General features: G+C 69.9%; 11 protein-coding genes and 3 pseudogenes. 5 read left to right on the top strand and 9 right to left on the bottom strand.

All coding sequences use genetic code 11. From position 1 onward, the window contains the following. Positions 1-192: 192 nt before the first annotated feature. The 7 genes from QR64_RS13205 to QR64_RS13175 form a co-directional block, all read right to left on the bottom strand. Positions 193-1,386 (bottom strand): hypothetical protein, encoded by a 1,194-nt coding sequence (locus tag QR64_RS13205; RefSeq protein WP_039585470.1) that lies wholly within the window; start codon positions 1,384-1,386, stop codon positions 193-195. Position 1,387: 1 nt separating this feature from the next. Beyond that, positions 1,388-3,604, bottom strand: a complete 2,217-nt coding sequence (locus QR64_RS13200; RefSeq protein ID WP_033096170.1) for an AAA family ATPase — start codon at positions 3,602-3,604, stop codon at positions 1,388-1,390. A 71-nt stretch (positions 3,605-3,675) separates the two neighbouring features. After that, a complete protein-coding gene (locus tag QR64_RS13195; RefSeq protein WP_006553633.1) occupies positions 3,676-4,593 on the bottom strand; it encodes a CDP-alcohol phosphatidyltransferase family protein in 918 nt (305 codons plus the stop codon). Next, entirely contained in the window at positions 4,590-5,312 is a 723-nt protein-coding gene (locus tag QR64_RS13190; RefSeq protein WP_024101805.1) for a phosphatidylserine decarboxylase, read from the bottom strand. The genes QR64_RS13195 and QR64_RS13190 overlap by 4 nt, the downstream gene beginning before the upstream one ends. Before the next feature lie 116 nt (positions 5,313-5,428). After that, the gene (locus QR64_RS13185) at positions 5,429-5,893 is read right to left on the bottom strand and encodes an SRPBCC family protein (RefSeq protein ID WP_006553630.1); all 465 of its coding nucleotides are present in this window, start codon (positions 5,891-5,893) and stop codon (positions 5,429-5,431) included. Between the two features lie 110 nt (positions 5,894-6,003). Next, complete coding sequence (locus tag QR64_RS13180) at positions 6,004-9,498, bottom strand: TM0106 family RecB-like putative nuclease (RefSeq protein ID WP_039585468.1); 3,495 nt, start codon at positions 9,496-9,498, stop codon at positions 6,004-6,006. Positions 9,499-9,553: 55 nt separating this feature from the next. Beyond that, the gene (locus QR64_RS13175) at positions 9,554-10,054 is read right to left on the bottom strand and encodes a DUF1707 domain-containing protein (protein WP_235367122.1); all 501 of its coding nucleotides are present in this window, start codon (positions 10,052-10,054) and stop codon (positions 9,554-9,556) included. On the opposite strand from QR64_RS13175, the pseudogene QR64_RS13170 reads away from it, so the two are divergent. Then, positions 10,044-10,514: pseudogene (locus QR64_RS13170) on the top strand (PadR family transcriptional regulator); the annotation flags it as partial. The gene QR64_RS13175 and the pseudogene QR64_RS13170 overlap by 11 nt on opposite strands. Here QR64_RS13170 and QR64_RS13165 read toward each other — a convergent pair. Beyond that, positions 10,489-11,533: pseudogene (locus QR64_RS13165) on the bottom strand (NAD(P)/FAD-dependent oxidoreductase); the annotation flags it as partial. The pseudogenes QR64_RS13170 and QR64_RS13165 overlap by 26 nt on opposite strands. Before the next feature lies 1 nt (position 11,534). Then, positions 11,535-11,734: pseudogene (locus QR64_RS27830) on the bottom strand (FAD-dependent oxidoreductase); the annotation flags it as partial. Between the two features lie 122 nt (positions 11,735-11,856). Here QR64_RS27830 and htpG point away from each other — a divergent pair. From htpG to groL, 4 genes are all read left to right on the top strand, one after another. Beyond that, on the top strand, positions 11,857-13,782 hold the full coding sequence (htpG, locus tag QR64_RS13160; RefSeq protein WP_039585466.1) for a molecular chaperone HtpG: 1,926 nt from the start codon (positions 11,857-11,859) through the stop codon (positions 13,780-13,782). Positions 13,783-13,826: 44 nt separating this feature from the next. After that, entirely contained in the window at positions 13,827-14,603 is a 777-nt protein-coding gene (locus tag QR64_RS13155; RefSeq protein WP_024101800.1) for an HAD-IIA family hydrolase, read from the top strand. A gap of 141 nt (positions 14,604-14,744) precedes the next feature. Next, positions 14,745-15,269, top strand: a complete 525-nt coding sequence (locus tag QR64_RS13150; protein ID WP_016691625.1) for a DUF6764 family protein — start codon at positions 14,745-14,747, stop codon at positions 15,267-15,269. Positions 15,270-15,549: 280 nt separating this feature from the next. Then, on the top strand, positions 15,550-17,175 hold the full coding sequence (gene groL / locus QR64_RS13145) for a chaperonin GroEL (RefSeq protein ID WP_006553623.1): 1,626 nt from the start codon (positions 15,550-15,552) through the stop codon (positions 17,173-17,175). Positions 17,176-17,317: the final 142 nt, after the last annotated feature.

Raw genomic sequence — 17,317 nt, 5'->3', positions numbered from 1 at the left:
CGTCGGGGTCGGGCCTGTCGGCGGGGTGAAACTGACTGCGGGCCGTGGGACTCGCTGTCGTCACAGCGGACGGCACACCGCCGAAACGGGGATCGCCCCGACATGCACGCCGCTCGCCGTCATCGGGCAAAACGGATTGTGCACATCCTAACGGTTGTCTTCGCACGCTTGCGAATCGGGGAGGTGAGAGCGCTAGCGCACCTGCCACGCACAGATCACGGCCGCGGTAAACAGTGCGAGCGCCGACCACTGCGCATCCGCCGGAAGCATCCACACCGCCCCGACGACGGCCGTCGCCGGCACCGGCAGCGCCAGGCCGAGAGCCGCGACGGACGCCGAGCCCGGCAACGATGCCCCGAGTGCGAGACCGGTGCCCAGCGCGACGAGCGCCACCCGCACCGCAAGAGGGATTCCCTCGCCGATCTCCGCCGGCCACCACACCGTCGCCGCCGAGATCGACGCGGCGAGCATCAGCCCGGGAAGCGCGTACGGCATGGAGGGGGAGAGCCGCACCCCGGCGACCACGGCGGCCACCGCGACGAGCAGCACCCACCACGGCACGGTCGCCGACTGCATACCCGACCACAACTCGACGAGGACGGGGTACGCCGCGGCCACGGCCCCGGTGACCGCGAGGACGAACCGGTCGTCTCCGGGCGGGACGAGGCGCGCGACGATCTCGGCACCGACGACCGCCACCGCGAGCGCCCCACCGGCGACCAGCCACAGGAGCACACCCGTGTCGCTCGCGCGGGAACCCACGAATTCACCCAGCAGTCGGTAGCCCACCGAGAGCACCACCGCGGCGGTCACCATGATCGCGAGCAACCGCGGATCGGCCCGCTGCACGCGCATCCCGGCAGGCACCGTCAGCGCGGCGGCGACCGTTGCCACGAGTGCGAAGGCCAGCGCCCACTGGGGAACCGTCCAGCGCATGGCCTCCACGGGGACCTCGGAACCGACGGCCGCGGCGGTGAGGAAGGCCGCCCACCCACCGGCGATCAGGGCCCACTGACCGGTCGCCGAACCCCACGAGCCCGCGGTCGCCGCCCCGAGCAGCACACCGGTGATCGCGGCGATCACCCATCCGACGACCGTCAGGCTGTCGGCCGAGATGCCGGCGGGAACGAGATAGCGGATCGACCCGAGGACCACGATCGAGGCGGCGGCCAGCATCCAGGCGGTACGTCGGGAGCCGGTCCGCTGCAGCCCGGCCGCCGAGAGAACGGCGAGCGCGGCGGTGACCACGGGTGCCCATTCGCTGCGCGCACCCTCAGGGAGGACCGATTCGCCCGCGGCCGGGACGAGGATCGCGACCCCGGCGGCGAGGAAGGCCGCGAGGACGGCTGCCGGTCCGGCGACGCGGACCGCGGTGGTCACGGCCATCTCAACGGCCCTCCGCGTAGGCCTGCAGATGAGCGACCTGCACGGGATCGAGCGAGGGGCGCACCTTCTCCCGGGCCACCGCGACGTCCTCGGCGGTGACCACGGCGGCGTCGACGTTGCGCCGCATCGCCGCGAGCGCGGCCTCGCGCAGCAGCGCCGAGCAGTCCGCGGCCGAGTAGCCGTCGAGTCCGGCGGCCAGGTCGTCGAGGTCGACGTCGTCGTCGAGCGGTACCGATCGGCCCGCGGTCTTCAGGATCGCGGCCCGGGCCTCGGCGTCCGGCGGCGGCACGAACACGAGACGTTCGAGCCGGCCGGGACGCAGCAGAGCCGGGTCGATGAGGTCGGGCCGGTTGGTCGCTCCCACCACCACGACGTCGCGCAGCGGCTCGACACCGTCGAGTTCGGTGAGCAGCGACGCGACGACCCGGTCGGACACCCCGGAATCGGAGCTCTGCCCGCGGCGCGGTGCGAGAGCATCGATCTCGTCGAGGAACACCAACGCCGGTGCCGAATTGCGGGCACGCTCGAACAACTCGCGCACCGCCTTCTCCGACGCACCGACCCACTTGTCCATCAGTTCGGCGCCCTTGACGGCGTGGACGCTCAGACGTCCCGTGCCGGCGAGAGCGCGGACGAGATAGGTCTTGCCGCAACCGGGCGGGCCGTACAGCAGCACACCGCGCGGCGGATCGACACCGAGACGCTCGAACGAATCGGGATGCTGCAGCGGCCACAGGACGGCTTCGGTCAGGGCCTGCTTCGTCTCGACCATGTCGCCGACGTCGTCGAGGCTCACGCTGCCGATCGCCAGCTCCTCGGAACCCGATCGCGACAGCGGACGGATCACCTCGAGCGCGCCGAGCAGGTCGTCCTGGACGAGCGAGGGTTCGTCGTCGTCGCGGTTCGCCCGCGACGCCGCGCGCAGTGCCGCCTCGCGACACAGCGCCGCGAGGTCGGCGACGACGAAACCGGGGGTGCGACCCGCGACGGCGGCGAGGTCGAGACCGGTGGACGGCACCGAGCGCAGCAGCACGTCGAGCAGGGCGCGGCGGGTCGCGCCGTCGGGCAGCGGCAGGGACAGTTCGCGGTCGCAGATCTCCGGGGCACGCAGCCGGGAGTCGACGTCGTCGGGATGCGCGGTGGTCGCGATCAGCACCGCGCCCTCGGTGTCGACCACCCGCCGCAGCTCGTCGAGGATCAACGTCGCGACGGGTTCGGTGTCGGCGGGGAGCACGGCATCGACGTCGGTGAGCAGCAGGACGCCCCCACCGCGCACCGCTTCGGCCGCCGCGGAGATCCGGCGCAGCCGCTCGTCGGCGGCGAGTGCACCCACGCCCGGCCCGTCGACCTCGACCAGACGCCGGTCGGCGACCACCGAGCGCACGAAGGTCGCCTTACCGACCCCGGCGGGACCGGTGACGAGCACCCCGAGATGCGGCGACGCGCCGAGGGTGCGCAGCAGTTCGGGTTCGTCGAGCGAGAGGGTGAGCCACTCGGAGAGCTTCGCGACCTGGGCCTGCACACCCACGAGATCCTCGACCGGCGGTGGCGGAGGCGTGGCGGGGGCCGATTCGGGACGGTCGGTCGCGGGGGAGGAGGCGACGAATCCCGACGAGACGAATCCGGAAGCGGACGGCACGGAGGACGGCAGGGCACCCGGGCCACCGCCCCACACGACGGCGGTGTTCGGCTGCACGCTCACCGGTCCGGCCGGATCGACCGAGGAGACGGTGAGCAGTTCGGTGGTCCACGCGATCGCGAACGTCCGCGACAGTGCCCGCGTCGTCTCGGCGTTGCTCGTGCCCGGTCCGAGATCGCGGGGGAGCAGCGACACCGCGTCGCCGACGGTGAGGACCTTCCCGAGCAGCGCCTGACGCAGGGTGGTCTCCGGGATCGACTGCCGCGCGAGGGTGGACCCGGTGACCGTCACCGTGCGCGCGCCGTAGACCGTCACGGGCGCGACGACGACCGTCGCGTCCTCCTTCAGGCCTGTGTTCGACAGCACCACGTCATCGAGCAAGATCGTGCCGGTCGGGGTGCCGGCCGGGGCGAGACCCGCCACGACCGCCGTGCGACGCGCTCCCACCAGCGCGATCGCGTCCCATTCCCGCAGGCCCAGCGCGGCCAGCGCCTCGGGGTGCAGACGCACGACACCGCGCCGCGAGTCGGCGGCGGAGGTGTTGAGCCGGACGGTGAGTGAGAGTTGTGGGGTCGTCACCCCGCCGAGCCTAGAACGTGACTAGCGTCCTCGCGGGTCGTGCATGTCATCGTCCTCGCGGGTCGTGCATGTCATCGTCCTCGCGGACGGCGCAGCCCGAGTCGCGCCTGAGATCTCGCCGACGTGGCGACACGCCGGGCGGCGACACGACGCGGACGCTGCGCGCGGTTGCGGGCACGCAGTGCGCGTCGCTCCGAGGGCTTGATGTCCCAGGTCTCGGGCCGGGCCGCGACCCAGCGCCGCGATCGCACCGCGAAGGGGATGTGCGCGAGGTAGACCGCGACCAGCACGAGCATGAGGATGAACGGATAGGTGACCAGCGCGGCCGCCGCCATCGCGACCAGCACGAGCAGCACCACGGCGAGTCGCGCGGGCACGGACGCCGACTTCATCGCGAAGGTCGGGATGCGGCTGATCGCGAGCCCGGCCGTCCCGAGGATCCACACCGCGACCAGCCCGTAGGCGGTCCACCAGCCGTCGCCCCACTGGATGTGGGCGGCGACGGGTGCGAGCGCGATGAGGGCGGCCGCCGGTGCGGGCACGCCGACGAAGTACTCGCGTGCGTAGGCGGGGACGCTGTCGTCCTCGAGCAGGGTGTTGAAGCGCGCGAGTCGCAGCACGAGGCTCACTGCGTAGAGCAGGGCGACGATCCAGCCGAAGGGGCTGCCGTCGAGCAACGTCACGTAGAGCACGAGCGCCGGGGCGACACCGAACGCGACGGCGTCCGACAGCGAGTCGAGTTCGGCGCCGATCTTGCTGGTCGCGTCGAGCATGCGGGCGATGCGACCGTCGAGCGAGTCGAGGACGGCCGCGGCGCCGATCATGCCGAGCGCGGTGCCGAGTTGTCCGTCGAGCGCGAACTTCACCGCCGACAGTCCGGCGGAGAACGCCAGGACCGTGATGACGCTCGGCAGCAGGCGGACGACGTTGGGCCGATTGCGGGACCGCCCGGTCGCGACCGCACGCGAACCCTGCGTGTGCGGACTCACGACACCGTGGGCAGCTGAGCGAGGACGGTCTCGGCACCGATGGTGCGCTGACCGCGTTCGACCAGCAGGGTGCTCCCGACCGGCAGGTAGGTGTCGACCCGGGATCCGAAGCGGATCAGGCCGTAGGTGTCGCCGATCGGCAGGGTGTCGCCGATCTGCGCGTCGTTGACGATGCGCCGTGCCAGCAGCCCGGCGATCTGGACGACGGCGACCTCGGCGCCGTCGCGCGTCTCGATCAGCATGCTGGTGCGCTCGTTGACCTCGCTCGCGTCGGCGAGATCGGCGGAGAGGAACTTGCCCGGGGTGTGGACCACCGAGCGGACGGTGCCGCCGACGGGGCTGCGTTGCACGTGCACGTCGAGGACGGACAGGAAGATGCTGACCCGGGGGCGCTCCTCGCTGCCGAGCCCGAGTTCGGCGGGCGGCACGGCATGGTCGACGAGAGCGATCTCACCGTCGGCGGGAGCGACGACCACTCCGGCGCGGTTCGGCGGCACGCGGTGCGGGTGCCGGAAGAAGGTGGCGCACGCCAGTGCCGATGCGAGACCGGCGCGGCGCAGCCAGGGCTTGCGGCGGCCGAGGGTCGCCACGGCCAGCGGAGCTGCGACGAAGGGGATACCGCCCGGATGCATGGGCGGTACGACATGCCTGACCAGGTCGACCATGTGGGCTACCCCGCTGGTGGGGGGTGTTCCGGCGGGCGTCGGCTTACGTGCCACGGGCTCCTCTTATCGCTGGCGATCGGTGATCCGGGACCGCAGGGGACCCGCCCGTCTCGCGGGCGGGTCCTGTCGGTCCACAGGCACTCCAGCGTACGTGAGCCGAGGAGGGAAGGTCAGACCCGCGCGGCCGCCTCGATCTCGTTCTTGAGACGGGCGAGAGTCGCGTTCATCCCCATCGTCAGTTCGTCGTCGAACGCCTCGGTGCCGCCGAGAACATACTTGACCAGGGTCTGCGAGACCTTGCTGGTCCCGGTGGGCGCCTCGCGCCGCTGGGTGACCCGCGTGCCGGTGGCGGTGGGTTCGAGGGTGAACGACCAGATGGAGCGGTTCTCGTTGATCCGGAAGCTCAGGCGACGGCCGGGTTCGAAGTCGATCACCTTCGACGTCGTGGGCCACACCAGCAGCCCCTTCTTGTTGATGTTGATCGTGGTGGTGCCGGCCGACACCGGCCCACCGCGCACGATCATCCGACGGCACTGCGGGCTCCACTCGCCCATCCGCTTCAGATCGGACACCACGCGCCACACCTGCTCGGGGGAGGCGGTGATCTCGATCGTGGCCTCGAGGGTCTTCGACACGTGTACTCCTGTGCTCGGGGGACCGGGTCTTCTCGGGGGACCGGGTCCCGTGTATCTGCTACCGGAGGTAACAGGATCGTCGTCGATCCTAACGGACGATGTGAGTGCGGTCACGCCCCGGTCGGGTCGGCTCCGGTCAGCCGCATGAACGCCCCGAGTTCGATCAGGCCGTCCGGTGTCGACGGGAGGTGATCGGTCAGGGCGCCGGACCGGACGATCACCGCCGACCACTTGCCGCGTGAGAGAGCCACGTTCGACCGGTTGCGGGACAACAGGAACGACATGCCCCGCGGCACGTCCTCGACGGCGGAGGCGGTCATCGACACGAACACCATCGCCGCCTGGCGGCCCTGGAACTTGTCGACGGTGCCCACCTGGACCCGGTGCAGACCCGCGGCGGCGAGATCCTGCCGTAGGCGGGTGACCTGAGCGTTGTACGGTGCGACCACCAGGACGTCCTCCTCGCCGAGAGGTCGCGGCGGGGAGCCGGCGTCGTCCGTCCACGCCGAGCCGAGCACGGCCGCGATGGCGCGCACGATCTCGGCGCTCTCCTCGGGCGAGCAGGTCGCATTGCCCTCGTGCGCGACCTCCACGAGCCGGACGCCGGGCGGGACGCCGTCGAGCGCGCGGCGCGTGGTGATCTCGGACTTCGACTGCAGTCGTCCCTCGTAGGACAGCTCGGACACCCGCGCGCACAGATCCGGGTGCATCCGCCAGGTCACCGGAAGGAAGTAGCCGCGATCGGTGGGCAACGCACCGTGCCCTTCGGCGAGCCATCCGAGGGCGGACTCGTCGACCGGCTCGGGGTGGGTGCCCTGCGAGACCTGCGGCAGTTGGCGGGGATCGCCGAGCAGCAGCAGATTCGACGCCGCCGTGGCCACGGCGATGGTGTTGGCGAGACAGAACTGACCGGCCTCGTCGACCACCAGCAGGTCGAGGCTGCCGGGCTCGATGCAGTTCGGATTCGTGAAGTCCCAGGCCGTTCCGCCCACCACATAGCCGGTGGCGGATGTACCGATATGCGCCGCAAGGGACTTCGCGTCAGGGAAGGCGGTCCACGTCGGATCGGGGCTCTGGCATTTCGCCTTGGCGACCAGTTCCGGCGACACTCCCGCGGCGACGATGCCGGCCAGCATGTTCTCGACCACCGAATGCGACTGCGCGACCACGCCGACGCGCCGGCCGTGCTCGTTCACGAGCGCCGCCACCACCCGGGCCCCGGTGTACGTCTTGCCGGTGCCGGGTGGGCCCTGCACCGCCAGGTACGAATTCTCCAGGTTGAGAACGGTCGTGACGATCGTGCCGGCCGCGTCGTCGCCGAGCGGCGGCAGCGCGGCACCGGAGCGCAGGCGGGGAGGGATGCGGCGCAGTACGTCCACCGCCGCGGTCGACGGCAGAGCCGGCAACTCGCTGCACATCGCCTCGGCGGCGGAGGCGATCGCCGCTTCGATGTTCTTCGACGAGATCGGCGCGCCGGGAGTGACGGCCACCGGTAGCACGGAGTACTCCTCGTCCGTCCGTAGCGACTCGTCCACGACGAGCACGTCGGGATGGTCCGTCCCCGTGGTGCGTTCGACGACCACGCCGCGCGACCACGCGCGCGTCCCGGTGCCGCCGTCGGGCAGTCCGTCCGGTCCCGGAGCGTCATACAACAGGAAGACGTCCTGCCCGGCGCGCAATGTGCTGCCCGGCTCGAACTCGCCCGCGAGGCACAGCCGACGCCGGAGCAGTCGCCGGCGGGGCGTGGCCTTGTGCCAGTCGGTCTCGAGTGTGCACGTCGCCGCGACCAGCGTGTCGCGGGCGTCCGCCCACTCGTCGGGAGCCGTCGCCAGACGATCGAAGTGTCCCCACCAGAAAGGTTTCCGCTCGCGCCGGTGGTAGCCCATGGCCGCGGCGACGAGTGCGGCCGCCTGCTGTTCCGGGGTGCGGTCGCCCGCCAGTGCACCGCCGACGTATTCGAGGAGTTTCGTCTCGACGGGGTGCGCCTGCGCGTCGGGAGCGGCCTCGTCGTGGGTCGTCTCGGTGGGGGAGATGCCGTGGTCGCGGGCGTGGGTGAGCAGCCAGTCGCGCAGACGCAGGGTGGAGATGCAGTCGGCCTCGTTGTAGGAGGCGATCGACGCGAGTTCGCGTTCCGCCTCCTCGAGGTGCCCGGCATCGCGCAGTGCGCAGTAGTCGGCGTACGCGACGATCGAGGCGCCCGCGTCGGCGACATCGCCGTCGCGTGCCTCGCTCTCCTCGGTGTAGAGCGGTTCGAGTTTCTTCAGTCCGTACGTCCGGGCACCCACCCGGATCGAGTTGCGCACCACGGGGTACAGGTCGACGAGCACACCTTCGCGCAGCAGGTCGTCGACGATCTCCTCGCCGACGCCGTAGCGCCCGGCCAGCCGCAGCAACGCCGTCTTCTCGTACGGGGCGTAGTGGTAGACGTGCATCCTCGGGTGGCGACGCCGGCGGTCGGTGACGTAGTCGAGGAAGTCCAGCAGTGCCTGCCGCTCCTGCTCGCGGTCGTGTGCCCAGAAGGGCCGGAAGATCGGTGCGTCGGCCGGTCCCTCCACGACGCCGAACAGGTACTCGAGTCCCCACTCGGAACTGCCGCCCTCGGACCACAGTGGGTCGCCTTCGAAGTCGAAGAAGATGTCGCCCTCGTCGGGCGCGGGCAGGATGCCGAGCGAGGTGGCGTCGTAGACCTCCGCATAGGGACTGTCCCGCCTCTCCTCCTCGAGCTGCGCCCGTGCCTGGGCGCGCAGGGCGTCGAAGGTGCGGCGCGCCATCCCGTCAACGGGTGCCGCGCATGCGGCGAGGTCGTCGATGGTCGACACGCCCGCCTCGATCAGCCGCAGCCGCTGGGTACTGCGCATCCCCGCGACCAGCAGCAGGTCGCGGTGACGTTCGAGTTCCGGGGTGCAGTCGTCGCAGCGACCGCAGGCGGTGTGCCCACCCGCTCCCCACCGCACCGGCCCGGGGGCAGCGCGGTGCGACGTGAGAAGGGTTTCGAGGCAGGCGCGTCGGTGCCGATAGACCGGCATGATCTCCGCGAGCGGGTAGGAGGCGATCGAGCCGTCGCCGAGGACGAGATGCGCGTGCGAGGACACCGTCGTCCCGGTGCGCGCGAGTGCGTCCGCGTAAGCGGCGAGCTGGAGCAGGGCCTCGACCTTCGCGTGCCGGGAGAGTTTGCTGTCGTAGACGGCGTAGCCGTCGTCCTCGAGGACGAGGAAGTCGGAGAAGCCGATCATGCCGAGCGGATCGGGGGCAGTGTCGGAGGAACCGGTGTCGAAGAAAGCGCCCTGATAGACGACGGGCGCGCCGGCCCGGACGGCGTCGAGGGTGGCCTGCGCCGCCTCGGTGAGCGCCTGCGCGGTGTACTCGGGCCGGGCGATCTCGACGACCTTCTCCGCACCCACCTGCGCGCGGAAGCGGTCGAGGACGCGCTGCTCGTGGCGGCCGCCGAGTGCGGCGACACGGTCGAGCATTGCGTCGGGTTCGGTGTCGGGGCGCGGGAGCCGACCGAGCGTCGAGTCGAGGTTGCGGAGCACTGCGAACTCGCACGAGGCGGCGCGGGTGAGATCTCCGGCGCCGAAGACCAGCCTGTCGTCGAGAAGAAACATCGGCAGCTCCGTCTCCGGCGTGCGGGATGCCCGGGATGGGCACGGCTGGTCCCGACTATTGCAGACAGGTCGGACCCGCCGGACCATTGTTCTCGCGCCCACCGGGCACACTGCGGCGGCCGGGCCCGCCCTCGACCCCGAGCGCGGTGCGCACCGCCAGCACGATGCCCCACGGAACGACGACCCAGATCGGCCAGAAGTAGATCGACGAGGCCGTTCCGAGCGAGACCAGTGCCCACACCACGAGATTGATCGATCCCACGGTGGCCCATGCTCCCCATTCGATGCGCTGGTGGAGCGGCAGGCGCAGACGTGGGAACGGTTTGCCGGCCGGCGGGGACGGGGTGGGAACGAGTGTCGACGGCAGGTCGGCGAGAACGGCGCCGGCGTCGTCCTGCGTCACGGCGCGGTAGACCCGGGCCACACGCTCGTCGAACTCGCCGATCGTCAACCGTCCGGCGGTGAGATGGCGCCCGAGCTCCTCCACGATCGTTTCGCGCTCGGCATCGGAGACGCGCAGCGGCGATGTCGCGATACCGGGGCCGGTGGTGTCCACCGCACAGGCGCGCATCGGCAAGTTCTGGTCGCTGACGACGAGCCAGGTCTACCGGGAACTGGCCGCGATGGAACGGCAGGGACTGATCGAGGCAGGGGAGAAGGGCCCGCGCGACCGCAAGCCCTACCTGCTGACCGAGGCCGGACGCACGGCCTTCGCCGAATGGATCGACCGCGAACCGGGCGATGAGAACATCCGCCATCCGCTGCTGCTGACCGTCGCCTTCGGCGATCACCTCTCGCCCGAGCGCCTCGCCTCGATGCTCGCCGAGCATCGCCGCAGACACGAGGAGCAGCTCGCCGCCTACGAACAGCAGGCGGCGGCCGACATCCTCCCGCCGCACGCCGCGGCGACCCTCGACTTCGGCATCCTCTACGAACGGGCCGTCCTCGAATGGTTCGACCGCGTGCGCGACCGTCTCGAACCCGGACCGGTCAGCGCAGCGGATCGAACGACCTGAGCAACGGATCCGGCTCGCCGGTCATCGACCCGGCGAGCAGCCGTCCGGTGAGGGGACCGAGCGCCACACCCCACATCCCGTGCCCGCCGGCGACGTACACCCGATCCGAACGGGTGCGGCCGATCAACGGGAGCCCGTCCGCCGTGCACGGCCGTGAGCCCACCCACTCCTCGCTGCGCCCGTCCCAGTCGATCTCACGCAACAGCGGACGGGTCGCGTCGACGATCGCCCGGATGCGTCGCGGGTCGAGCGGGGCGTCGGGACTGCGGAACTCCATCATTCCCGCGACCCGGAAACGGTCCTGGAGGGGTGTGCACGCCACCCGCTGGGCCGGGAAGTAGACCGGGTTCTTCGGCAGGCTCGGCGGCCGCACGCTGAAGCTGTAGCCGCGACCGGCCTGGACCTGCGTGCGCACGCCGAACGGCCGGGCGAGCGACCCGAGCCACGCTCCGTTCGCGAGTACCACCGCATCCGCCGACCGCGAGTGCCCACCGGCCACGACGACATCCACCCCGCGACCGGTGTCGCGCACCTCCTCGACGTCGACGTCGGTGACGATCTCCGCACCCCGGGCGCGGACCGCGTGCGCCAGCGAGGCGACGAACCGCGGCGGATCGATGAACCGCTGCCCCCGGATCCGGAGACCCACCCGCACCGAGTCCCCGAGCAGCGGTTCGAGCGAATGCAGCGTGTCGGTGTCGAGCAGGTCGAAGTCGATCTCGCTGCCGGCGGCACGCGCGTGCTCGAACTCCTCGACCAGCAGCCGACGGTCGTCGTCCGAGGTGAACGCCGCGAGGAACGGATCGGCGACCCGCGTCGGTTCGGTGACGATCGTGTCGCCCGACCCGCGGGCGAGATCGTCGTAGGCATCGAGGGCGAGGCGGTTGGCGCGCGCGAAGACCTTCATCGACGACGTCCACTGCCGTCTCGTGCAGTGCCGGGCGAAGTCGGCGAGGAAGCGCAGCAACCGCACATCCGTCGTGGGCGGCACGTAGACGGGCGACGACGGCCGGAACATCNAAGCCGTAACGCAGCACCCCCGGCTCGGGTAGCGGCAGGGTCAGTGCCGGCGCGAGCCACCCGGCGTTGCCCCACGAGGCGTCACCCGCCACGCCGACCCGATCGAGCACCGTGACCTCGATGCCTCGATCCTGCAGAAACCACGCGGTGGACAGACCCACGATGCCCGCACCGACGACCACTGTCCGACGAACCGTCATCGCAACCTCCTGTGAACGACGAAGTCTGCACCTCCATCATGGACCCGGAAGCGCGAACGGGCCGGACTCGCGGACGGCTTACTATTCCCGGGGAAGTTCTGCTTGTGGAAAGGGAACCCGGAATGAGTACGAACGTCGAACAGCGTGAATTCCAGGCCGAGACGCGGCAGTTGCTGGATCTGATGATCCACTCGATCTACTCGAACAAGGACACCTTCCTGCGCGAGTTGATCTCCAACGCGTCGGACGCCCTGGACAAGCTCCGGCTGGAGTCTTTCCGAAACAAGGATCTCGACGTCGACACCTCCGACCTGCACGTCGAGCTCGAGGTGGACAAGGATGCGCGCACCCTGACCGTGCGCGACAACGGCATCGGCATGAACCGCGACGAGGTCGTCGATCTCATCGGCACCCTCGCGAAGTCCGGCACGGGCGAACTCCGGCAGAAGCTGCGCGAGGCCAAGGACGCCGCCGCTTCCGAGGAGTTGATCGGCCAGTTCGGTATCGGCTTCTACTCGTCGTTCATGGTCGCCGACAAGGTCACGCTCGTCACCCGCAAGGCCGGGGAGAAGACCGGTACGCGCTGGGAGTCCAGCGGCGAATCCACCTACACGATCGCCGAGGTCGACGACGCGCCCCAGGGCACCTCGGTGGTCCTGCATCTCAAGCCCGAGGATGCCGAGGACCACCTGTTCGACTACACCTCGCAGTGGAAGCTCGAGGAGATCGTCAAGAAGTACTCGGATTTCATCGCGTGGCCGATCCGCATGGAGGTCTCGCGCACCACGAAGTCGGAGGACGGCACCGACGAGGTGACCTTCGAGACCAAGACCCTCAACTCGCAGAAGGCGTTGTGGGCGCGCTCGAAGGACGAGGTCTCCGAGGAGGAGTACACGGACTTCTACAAGCACATCGCCCATGCCTGGGACGAGCCGCTCGAGGTCATCCCGCTCAAGGCCGAGGGCACCTTCGAGTACCAGGCGCTGCTGTTCATCCCGGAGCACGCGCCCTTCGACCTGTTCGCCCGCGAACGGCGCACCGGCGTGCAGCTGTACGTCAAGCGCGTGTTCATCATGGACGACTGCGAGGATCTCGTCCCCGAGTACCTGCGTTTCGTCAAGGGTGTGGTCGACGCGCAGGACCTGTCGCTCAACGTCTCTCGTGAGATCCTGCAGCAGGACCGGCAGATCCGGGCCATCCGCCGCCGCCTGACGAAGAAGGTCCTCGCGACCGTCAAGGACATGGCCACGAAGGAACCCGAGAAGTACACGAAGTTCTGGCGCGAGTTCGGCCGGGTCGTCAAGGAAGGTTTGATCTCCGACACCGACAACCGCGACACGCTGCTGGCGATCTCGTCGTTCGACTCGACGGCGAGCGAGGAGGAGCAGACCACGCTCGCCGGCTACGTCGAGCGCATGAAGGACGGCCAGGACGCGATCTACTACCTCACCGGCGAGTCGCGGCAGCTGCTCGAGAGCTCCCCGCACATGGAGGCGTTCCGCGACAAGGGCATCGAGGTGCTGCTCCTGACCGACCCCGTCGACGAGATGTGGGTGACCTCCGTTCCGGAATTCGAGGGCAAGCGCTTCCAGTCGATCGCCAAGGGCGACGTCGACCTCGGTACCGAGGACGAGAAGAAGGCCGCCGAAGCCGAACGCGAGGAGAAGGAGAAGGAGTTCGGCGACCTGCTGTCGTGGATGAAGGAGACCCTCGACGAGCAGGTCAAGGACGTGCGGCTCTCGTCGCGCCTGACGTCCTCCCCGGCGTGCATCGTCGGCGACACCTTCAGCATGTCGCCCGCCCTCGAGCGGATGTACAAGGCGTCCGGTCAGCCGGTGCCGCGGGTCAAGCGGATCCTGGAACTCAACCCCGATCACCCGCTCGTGTCGGGTCTGCGCACGGCCCGGGAACAGCGTCCGGACGACGCCTCGCTCGCCGACGTCGCCGAGCTGCTCCACGGCATGGCGCTGATCGCCGAGGGTGGCGAGGTGGAGGATCCGGCGCGGTTCACCCGCCTGCTCGCCGAGCGTCTCGCCGGAAGCGTGTGAGCCGAGCCTGTCGCCGTAGGCACGCACGCGGATAGGCTCGATGCATGACGCGTGTAGACGGGGTGTTGTTCGATATCGAGGGCGTGCTCGTCACCGAGTGGCAGCCCGTCCCGGGCGCGGCGGATGTCCTGGCACGACTGCGTGCCGACGGCGTCCGCCGCGCCTTCCTCACCAACACCACCTCCCGGACGTGCGCCGAGATCGCGCAGCGGCTCACCGATCTCGGGATGGAGGTGTCGCCGGACGAGATCGTCACCGCGGTGTCCCTCACCGTCGACCACGTCCGGCAGACCTATCCGGGTCTGCGCTGCTGGGTCCTCAACGAGGGCGACATCGCCGCGGATCTCGACGGTCTCGTGCTGGACGAGGACGATCCGGAAGTGGTGATCCTCGGTGGCGCGGGGGATGCCTTCACGCACCGGGCGATGAGTCGCGTCGCCGAACTGATGCTCGAGGACGTTCCGGTGGTCGCGATGCACCGGGCGCTCGCGTGGCAGGCCGCCGACGAGTTGCGCATCGACACCGGGGTCTACCTGGCCGGACTCGAGGAGCTCACCGGCCGGTCGGTGGTGGCGGTGGGCAAGCCGTCGCTGCGCGGCTTCCTCGTCGCGTCGGAGCGGATGGGTGTCGAACCGGATCGGATGGTGGTCGTCGGCGACGACATCGCGGGCGAGGTCGTCCCGGGGCAACGCCTCGGTATGACGGGAATCCTGGTGCGTACCGGAAAGTTTCGGCAATCCGTCCTGGACCTGGCGGTCGATCGTCCCGACCACGTCATCGACTCCGTCGCCGCTCTCCCGGGGCTCCTCGACAGTCTGTGACAGGCGGTCTCGCGTGAGACGCATGTGATCGGTACCCTACCGCCGGGGCGCCGGCCCCCCGTTCGCGCGGGGCGCTCGTTCCCCAGTTCGCGCAGACGCAGCCTTTCGCGAAGAGGCACTCCAGTGCAGAGGAGCCCGTTCTTGTCCATTCGTTCCTTCCGATCCGTTCTCACCGCGCGCCGTTCGTTCCGGGCCGGTGTACTCGTCGCCGTCGGTGTGGCCTCGGCCGCGCTGTTCGGTGGGGGTACCGCCGCAGCGGCGCCGGTGACCTGTGTGTCGCCTCCTTCTGCCAACGACATCCTGGTGTCCGATACCGCCAGCTGCGGCGCCACCGCCGAGGACGCCTTCGCTCGCGCGTATGCCGCCGACAGCGGCACCGCGGTGTCGGTCGCCGAGTCGGCCGGTGCCGCCGAAGCCCACGCGACGGGCTTCGGCACGGCGCTCAGTGCAGCCCGTGACGGCGGCCGGTCGTTCGCCTACGCGCTCGGCGGCGGACTGAGCCACTCGTGGGCTCAGGGTCCGGCGACGACCCTGTCGGTGGCCGGCTACGGGTCGGGCGCCACGGCCGACACCACCGGCGTCACGTGCGTCGGAGCCCAGTCGTTCGCGGTCAACACCGCGACGGGACAGTGGTGCGCCGTGGGGGTCGGTTCGACGCCGCGTTGAGCGAGCGCGGCACCGATGATCCGGACGACCGTGTAGTCGGTCTTTCGCGGACTTCGTGACGGGGGTGGCAGGTGCCGGTAGTCTTGCACTCGCCACCCCCGAGTGCTAAAAATGCACTTAGCACTCGCAACACGTGAGTGCCAGGTCGGTAGGGTGAGACCGGGTTTTCGACACCCCTGGTCGTCCGTCGCGGGCACTGCTTCCGGCCGAAGGCGTACATGGAGCGATCCGACGAGCGATCGCTCCGGTGTCACCCCCATACCCGGAGGATCACTTCGCAATGGCCAAGATCATCGCGTTCGACGAAGAGGCCCGTCGCGGCCTCGAGCGGGGCCTCAACAGCCTCGCCGACGCAGTCAAGGTGACGTTGGGCCCCAAGGGTCGCAACGTCGTTCTCGAGAAGAAGTGGGGCGCCCCCACGATCACCAACGATGGTGTGTCCATCGCCAAGGAGATCGAGCTCGAGGATCCGTACGAGAAGATCGGCGCCGAGCTGGTCAAGGAAGTTGCCAAGAAGACCGACGACGTCGCGGGTGACGGCACCACCACCGCTACCGTGCTCGCCCAGGCGCTCGTCCGCGAGGGTCTGCGCAACGTTGCTGCGGGCGCCAACCCCCTCGGCCTGAAGCGCGGCATCGAGAAGGCCGTCGAGGCCGTCACCGCCAAGCTGCTCGACACCGCCAAGGAGGTCGAGACCAAGGAGCAGATCGCCGCCACCGCAGGCATCTCCGCCGGCGACCCCGCGATCGGTGAGCTCATCGCCGAGGCCATCGACAAGGTGGGCAAGGAAGGCGTCATCACCGTCGAGGAGTCCAACACCTTCGGCCTCCAGCTCGAGCTGACCGAGGGCATGCGCTTCGACAAGGGCTACATCTCCCTCTACTTCGCCACCGACGCAGAGCGTCAGGAGGCCGTGCTCGAGGATCCCTACATCCTGCTCGTCAGCTCCAAGATCTCCACGGTCAAGGACCTGCTGCCGCTGCTCGAGAAGGTCATCCAGTCGGGCAAGCCGCTGCTGATCATCGCCGAGGACGTCGAGGGCGAGGCTCTGTCCACTCTGGTCCTCAACAAGATCCGCGGCACCTTCAAGTCGGTCGCCGTCAAGGCTCCGGGCTTCGGCGACCGCCGCAAGGCCCAGCTCGCCGACATCGCCATCCTCACCGGTGGCGAGGTCGTCAGCGAAGAGGTCGGCCTCTCCCTCGAGACCGCCGGCATCGAGGTGCTCGGCCAGGCCCGCAAGGTCGTCGTCACCAAGGACGAGACCACCATCGTCGAGGGCGCGGGCGATCCCGACGCCATCGCCGGTCGCGTCAACCAGATCCGCGCCGAGATCGAGGCGTCGGATTCGGACTACGACCGCGAGAAGCTGCAGGAGCGCCTCGCGAAGCTGGCCGGCGGCGTCGCCGTCATCAAGGCCGGTGCCGCGACCGAGGTCGAGCTCAAGGAGCGCAAGCACCGCATCGAGGACGCCGTCCGCAACGCGAAGGCTGCCGTCGAAGAGGGCATCGTCGCCGGTGGTGGCGTGGCCCTGCTGCAGGCCGCTCCGGTTCTCGACGACCTCAAGCTCGAGGGCGACGAGGCCACGGGTGCCAACATCGTCAAGGTCGCTCTCGAGGCGCCGCTGAAGCAGATCGCATTCAACGCCGGCCTCGAGCCCGGCGTCGTCGCCGAGAAGGTCCGCAACCTCGAGGCCGGCCACGGCCTCAACGCTGCGACCGGCGACTACGAGGACCTGCTCGAAGCGGGCATCAACGACCCGGTCAAGGTCACCCGCTCGGCGCTGCAGAACGCTGCGTCGATCGCGGCTCTGTTCCTGACGACCGAGGCCGTCGTCGCCGACAAGCCGGAGAAGGCCGCCGCTCCCGTGGGCGACCCGACCGGCGGCATGGGCGGCATGGACTTCTGATCCGCCCCTGAGTCAGACGAGGCCCGGCCCCACTTCGGTGGGGTCGGGCTTCGTTCTCGTGCCTCGAACGGACAGGACTATCGCGGGTGTTGTCGCGGCCGGTATCGACCGGTTTGCGTGGCTTGCGTGCATACAGAGTGTA

Source organism: Rhodococcus sp. Chr-9, from assembly GCF_000801125.1.
In the GTDB taxonomy this organism is placed as follows: domain Bacteria; phylum Actinomycetota; class Actinomycetes; order Mycobacteriales; family Mycobacteriaceae; genus Rhodococcus; species Rhodococcus pyridinivorans.
This window is presented reverse-complemented; position numbering and strand designations above follow the sequence as displayed.

Excerpts from the sequence above, each read along its gene's own strand:
- QR64_RS13155 (WP_024101800.1), top strand. The coding sequence starts at position 13,827 with ATGACGCGTGTAGACGGGGTGTTGTTCGATATCGAGGGCGTGCTCGTC.
- QR64_RS13180 (WP_039585468.1), bottom strand. The coding sequence starts at position 9,498 with ATGTTTCTTCTCGACGACAGGCTGGTCTTCGGCGCCGGAGATCTCACC.
- groL (WP_006553623.1), top strand. The coding sequence starts at position 15,550 with ATGGCCAAGATCATCGCGTTCGACGAAGAGGCCCGTCGCGGCCTCGAG.
- QR64_RS13205 (WP_039585470.1), bottom strand. The coding sequence starts at position 1,386 with ATGGCCGTGACCACCGCGGTCCGCGTCGCCGGACCGGCAGCCGTCCTC.
- htpG (WP_039585466.1), top strand. The coding sequence starts at position 11,857 with ATGAGTACGAACGTCGAACAGCGTGAATTCCAGGCCGAGACGCGGCAG.